The sequence below is a fragment of the Deinococcus aquaedulcis genome, from assembly GCF_019693445.1.
Lineage (GTDB): Bacteria > Deinococcota > Deinococci > Deinococcales > Deinococcaceae > Deinococcus > Deinococcus aquaedulcis.
The window spans coordinates 1-3780 of the sequence record NZ_JAHRBL010000045.1 but is presented as its reverse complement, the minus strand read 5'-3'; the positions used below and the strand labels follow the sequence as shown (position 1 = coordinate 3780).

Genomic DNA, 3780 nt, shown 5'->3' with positions numbered 1-3780 from the left:
CTCAAAGATTTTCGGGCGATTGCCACCCGATACGAGAAGCGTGGATACCAGTTTTTAGCCGGTGTCCACGTCGCTTGTATCCTGCTCTGGCTCTGAACCTTCACCCAGACAGACCCTAGTCGCCCGCCGTGTTCTCAGGAATGTTTAAGCCTGCTGGCCCTCTTGGGCGCGCAACGTCCCGGGTCATGCTTTAGGCTGGGCAGCGATGCGTGTTCTTTCTGTTCTGTTTCTGGCCCCCTGCACCCCTGGAGGCCAAAAGTGAGCGGCGGTCTGGTGGCGCTGCTGGACGATGTGGCGGCCATTGCCCGGCTGGCAGCGGCGTCCATTGACGACATCGGCGCGGCGGCGGCCAAAGCCGGCAGCAAGGCGATTGGCGTGGTCGTGGACGATACCGCCGTGACCCCCCGCTACGTCACCGGCTTCCGGCCCGAGCGCGAGCTGCCGATCATCTGGCGCATTGCGCGCGGCTCGCTGCGCAACAAGGTGCTGTTTATCCTGCCAGTGGCGCTGCTGCTCAGCCAGTTTCTGCCCTGGGCCATTACCCCCATCCTGATGCTGGGCGGGGCCTACCTGTGCTTTGAAGGCGCCGAGAAGGTGCTCGAAGCCTTTGGCGGCCACCACGAAAGCGCCGCCGAATCCGAGGCCAAGCTGAGCAGTGAGGACCACGAGAAGCAGATGGTGGCCGGCGCCATCCGCACCGACTTCATTCTGTCGGCGGAAATCATGGCGATTGCGCTGGCCGAGGTGGCGAACGAGCCCTTTGCCCTGCGCGCCATTATTCTGCTGGTGGTGGCGCTGGTGATCACGGCGCTGGTGTACGGCGTGGTGGGCCTGATCGTGAAAATGGACGATTTTGGCCTGCGGCTGGCTCAGAGCGGTTCGGGGGCGGCCAAGGCCCTGGGGCGCGGGCTGGTCAAGGGCATGCCCATCGTGCTGGGTGCGCTGTCGGTGATTGGCACGGCGGCGATGCTGTGGGTCGGCGGACACATCGTGGTGGACGGCCTGGAGAAGTTTGGCCTGGGTGGCCCCGAGCACTTTATCCATGATCTGGCCGTGGCAGCCGGGCACGCGGTGCCGTTTGCCGAAGGCTTCGTGGAGTGGCTGGTGGAAACCATCGGCTCTGGCATCGTGGGGCTGGCGCTGGGCGGCCTGATCGTGGCGGTGCTGCACCTGCGCCCTGGGAAGGGCAAAGCGGCCCACTAAGCAAGTGTTGGCTGGACGTCAGAGCCCGCGCCGCAGGAGGTGACGGGCTCTGTCTACAGAGTGAGTGGCTGTATGAACGCTGGCGGCGCCCGGGGCCCGGCCTGCCTCCTGGCTTGTTGAGGTGCGGGGCGATCAGGTGCCTAGAGTGCCCCCTCCTCCCGGTCCGCTTGCCCGCCCGTGGGCAGCTCAAGAAAGCGCCAAGGGCGCCCCTCTCCCCGGGCTGGCACACTGAAGCGCATGACGCCCCTGACCTGCCTCCAGTGCGGCGCGCGCAACCGCGTCAGCGCCGTTCCCCAGGGCCAGGTGCCGGTCTGCGCCCGCTGCGGCGCGGCCCTGCCCTGGCTGCACGACGGCACCGACGACTCGCTGGACACCGATATTCAGGCGGGCGTACCCGTGATCGTGGATTTCTGGGCGCCCTGGTGCGGGCCCTGCCGGGTGGTGGGCCCGGTGCTGGAAGAGATCGCCCGCGAACGGGCCGGCCGGGTGCGGGTGGTCAAGGTGAATGTGGACGAGCATGGCCGCCACGCCTCGGCGCTGGGGGTGCAGGGCATTCCCACCCTGCTGCTGTACCGCCAGGGCCGTCTGGCTGGCCGCATGGTGGGCGCCCAGCCCAAGGCAGCGCTGCTCAACTGGCTGGATCAGGCCTGAAGGCAGCGGCCCGGTTCACCCCGGAGCCAGTGGCACCCCGCGCCGCTGACCTTCGCAGGCACGGACTTTGGTGGCGTTCTGGGAGCACTTCAAAGGCCCCCTCCTTCCGCTGCAAGCAAACCGGACTGCCCCCGGCCCTGGCCATTCATCCACCCGGCACAAGAGTTCTGTGAGGGCCCCTGCGGCAAACTGACCCCACGTCGAATTCAGGAGCCGCATGGGACGAGTCGCACAACAGCCAGAACACTGGGCCGCGCTGCTGCGCGCCGCGCGGGCGGTACGCGGCGCCGATGACCTGTGCGAGCTGATGCTGGGTGCCCTGCGGCGCGATCTCTCGCTGCCCGAAGCCGCCCTGCTGGGCCTACAGGGCGGCGTGTTCACCCGCCGCAGCGCACCTGCGGGCCTAATCCTGCCTGCGCCCCTGTCGGCGGCCGAGTGGCAGACCTTTGCCCGGGGCGAGGTGGTGCGTCGGCCCGGCGGGCTGCTGGTGCCGGTGCAGGGGCGCGCCTTTCCCCGGCTGGCGGCGTGGCTCCCCGGGCAGGCCACCCTGGGCGGCGAGGCGCTGGCGCATGTGGAAGCGGTGGGCGCTCTGCTGGGTCTGGAACTGGAACAGGTGGAACTGCGCGGGCGCCTGCAAAGCCTGCTGGACCTGCAGCGCAAGCTCACCAGCCGCCCCCCCGATGAGTTGTATCAGCCGCTGCTGGAAGAGGCTGTGGCCCTGGTGCCCGGCGCCGAGGGCGGTTCGCTGCTGCTGCGCCGCGAGGACCGCTTTTACTACGCGGCCCTGGTGAACCACGACTGGAACGAACTGGAGGACGTGTCGTTCAGTGTCGAGGACACCCGCGACGTGTGGTACGGCGCGGGCCATGCCCAATGGGACGAGGGTATTCCCCGCGTCATGACCCAGGCCGCCGCCCCGGTGCACCGCACCGATTACCTGATGGGCGGCCTGACCTACACCAGCCTGCTGCCCTCTATGGACCACATCCGCGCCACCATCACCGTGCCCATTCTGTACGGCGGCGACGTGTACGCGCTGATGAATCTGGATTCGTTCTCCAGCGAATTTGCCTTTGCGGCGGATTCTGTAGAAGCCATGCAGTCGTTCTGCGTGCAGGCGGCGGTGCTGATGCATGGCAGTCGGCAGCGGGAACTGGTGGAGCGCTCCGCCCGCACCGACGTGCTGACCGGGCTGTACAACCGCCGCCATTTCAACGATGTGCTGGCCCAGCACCTCGCGGCGGCCGAGCGGCACGGGCAGCCGCTGGCGCTGCTGATTGCCGACCTCACGAACTTCAAAGCCATTAACGACACCCTGGGCCACGCGGCCGGCGACGCCGCGCTGGTGGCCGTGGCCGACATCCTGCGGCGCAGCGTGCGCGCCTCGGACACGGTGTTCCGCTGGGGCGGCGACGAATTCGCGGTCATCCTGCCCCAGACCGACGGTGCCGGCGCCGCGCAGATGGCCGCGCGCTTTGTGCAGGAGTTGGGGCGCGCGCCCATTCAGGGGGTCACGGTAGGGGCCAGCATTGGCGTGGGCTGGGGGCAGGGGCGCCTGAACGCCGAAGCCCTGCTGCACGAGGCCGATCAGGCCATGTACGCCGCGAAGGCACGCGGCGCCGCAAGCAGAGCTTCAGGTGGGGACAGAGGCTAGCGGGGATTTTGCCCTGACTACCCTTCAAAACGGGGCATGAGTGTGCTCAAGGTGCGCCAGGATGCGCCGGACGGATGCAGCAGAAGATCCTGGAGATGATCAAGCCCGAGTCGAAACACGGACACCGCACGGTGTCCGTGTTTCTTTACTTTGGTCGCCGTTCGACGTGCCACGCCCTCGCCCGTCACGCACGCCCAGATGAAGGCGACGCTGACGACCGTCAGGAGCGAAGACCCTCGTTCGGCGCGCGTCAGACCTGTATCTTCCAAGTT

The 3780-nt window shown here is 67.8% G+C and carries 3 protein-coding genes and 2 pseudogenes; 4 read left to right on the top strand and 1 reads right to left on the bottom strand.

Features of this window, described 5'->3' with window-relative positions; genetic code table 11:
• The 4 genes and pseudogenes from KMW22_RS19205 to KMW22_RS19190 form a co-directional block, all read left to right on the top strand.
• Positions 1 to 96: pseudogene (locus tag KMW22_RS19205) on the top strand (IS5-like element ISDge16 family transposase); the annotation flags it as partial.
• 162 nt (positions 97 to 258) lie between these two features.
• The gene (locus KMW22_RS19200) at positions 259 to 1203 is read left to right on the top strand and encodes a DUF808 domain-containing protein (RefSeq protein WP_221091635.1); all 945 of its coding nucleotides are present in this window, start codon (positions 259 to 261) and stop codon (positions 1201 to 1203) included.
• 237 nt (positions 1204 to 1440) lie between these two features.
• The gene (trxA, locus tag KMW22_RS19195; protein WP_221091634.1) at positions 1441 to 1854 is read left to right on the top strand and encodes a thioredoxin; all 414 of its coding nucleotides are present in this window, start codon (positions 1441 to 1443) and stop codon (positions 1852 to 1854) included.
• A 217-nt stretch (positions 1855 to 2071) separates the two neighbouring features.
• Positions 2072 to 3508, top strand: coding sequence for a GGDEF domain-containing protein (locus tag KMW22_RS19190; protein WP_221091633.1), 1437 nt, complete (start codon positions 2072 to 2074; stop codon positions 3506 to 3508).
• Positions 3509 to 3525: 17 nt separating this feature from the next.
• On the opposite strand, the pseudogene KMW22_RS19185 reads toward KMW22_RS19190, so the two are convergent.
• Positions 3526 to 3780 (bottom strand): annotated as a pseudogene (locus KMW22_RS19185) (IS4 family transposase); the annotation flags it as partial.

Bases quoted from the DNA above. Each gene is read 5' to 3' on its own strand.
- trxA (WP_221091634.1), top strand. From the start codon at position 1,441: ATGACGCCCCTGACCTGCCTCCAGTGCGGCGCGCGCAACCGCGTCAGC.
- KMW22_RS19190 (WP_221091633.1), top strand. From the start codon at position 2,072: ATGGGACGAGTCGCACAACAGCCAGAACACTGGGCCGCGCTGCTGCGC.